Annotated in this window: 2 rRNA genes; one reads left to right on the top strand and one right to left on the bottom strand. The window is 52.9% G+C overall.

What is annotated here, in order from left to right:
* Positions 1-435, top strand: a 23S ribosomal RNA gene (locus tag E1H16_RS18710); the annotation flags it as partial.
* A 365-nt stretch (positions 436-800) separates the two neighbouring features.
* Here E1H16_RS18710 and E1H16_RS18310 read toward each other — a convergent pair.
* A 23S ribosomal RNA gene (locus E1H16_RS18310) occupies positions 801-1,191 on the bottom strand; the annotation flags it as partial.

Genomic DNA, 1,191 nt, shown 5'->3' on the forward strand with positions numbered 1-1,191 from the left:
CAAGAGTTCATATCGACGGCGGAGTTTGGCACCTCGATGTCGGCTCATCACATCCTGGGGCTGTAGTCGGTCCCAAGGGTATGGCTGTTCGCCATTTAAAGTGGTACGTGAGCTGGGTTTAAAACGTCGTGAGACAGTTTGGTCCCTATCTGCAGTGGGCGTTGGAAGTTTGACGGGGGCTGCTCCTAGTACGAGAGGACCGGAGTGGACGAACCTCTGGTGTACCGGTTGTAACGCCAGTTGCATAGCCGGGTAGCTAAGTTCGGAAGAGATAAGCGCTGAAAGCATCTAAGCGCGAAACTCGCCTGAAGATGAGACTTCCCTTGCGGTTTAACCGCACTAAAGGGTCGTTCGAGACCAGGACGTTGATAGGTGGGGTGTGGAAGCGCGGTAACGCGTGAAGCTAACCCATACTTTCCTACGCAACGTTCATCGGCGTAGGGTAAGTCGGCCCCTAAGGCGAGGCAGAAATGCGTAGTCGATGGGAAACAGGTTAATATTCCTGTACTTGATTCAAATGCGATGTGGGGACGGAGAAGGTTAGGTTGGCAAGCTGTTGGAATAGCTTGTTTAAGCCGGTAGGTGGAAGACTTAGGCAAATCCGGGTTTTCTTAACACCGAGAAGTGATGACGAGTGTCTACGGACACGAAGCAACCGATACCACGCTTCCAGGAAAAGCCACTAAGCTTCAGTTTGAATCGAACCGGGTGCTTATTCTTCAGGTACCGTCATCGGCCGCCGATATTGGCAACGGCCTTTTCTTCCCTGACAAAAGTCCTTTACAACCCGAAGGCCTTCTTCAGACACGCGGCATGGCTGGATCAGGGTCCTGGTCTCGAACGACCCTTTAGTGCGGTTAAACCGCAAGGGAAGTCTCATCTTCAGGCGAGTTTCGCGCTTAGATGCTTTCAGCGCTTATCTCTTCCGAACTTAGCTACCCGGCTATGCAACTGGCGTTACAACCGGTACACCAGATGTTCGTCCACTCCGGTCCTCTCGTACTAGGAGCAGCCCCCGTCAAACTTCCAACGCCCACTGCAGATAGGGACCAAACTGTCTCACGACGTTTTAAACCCAGCTCACGTACCACTTTAAATGGCGAACAGCCATACCCTTGGGACCGACTACAGCCCCAGGATGTGATGAGCCGACATCGAGGTGCCAAACTCCGCCGTCGATATGAACTCTTG

The organism is Cumulibacter soli, assembly GCF_004382795.1.
Lineage (GTDB): Bacteria > Actinomycetota > Actinomycetes > Mycobacteriales > Antricoccaceae > Cumulibacter > Cumulibacter soli.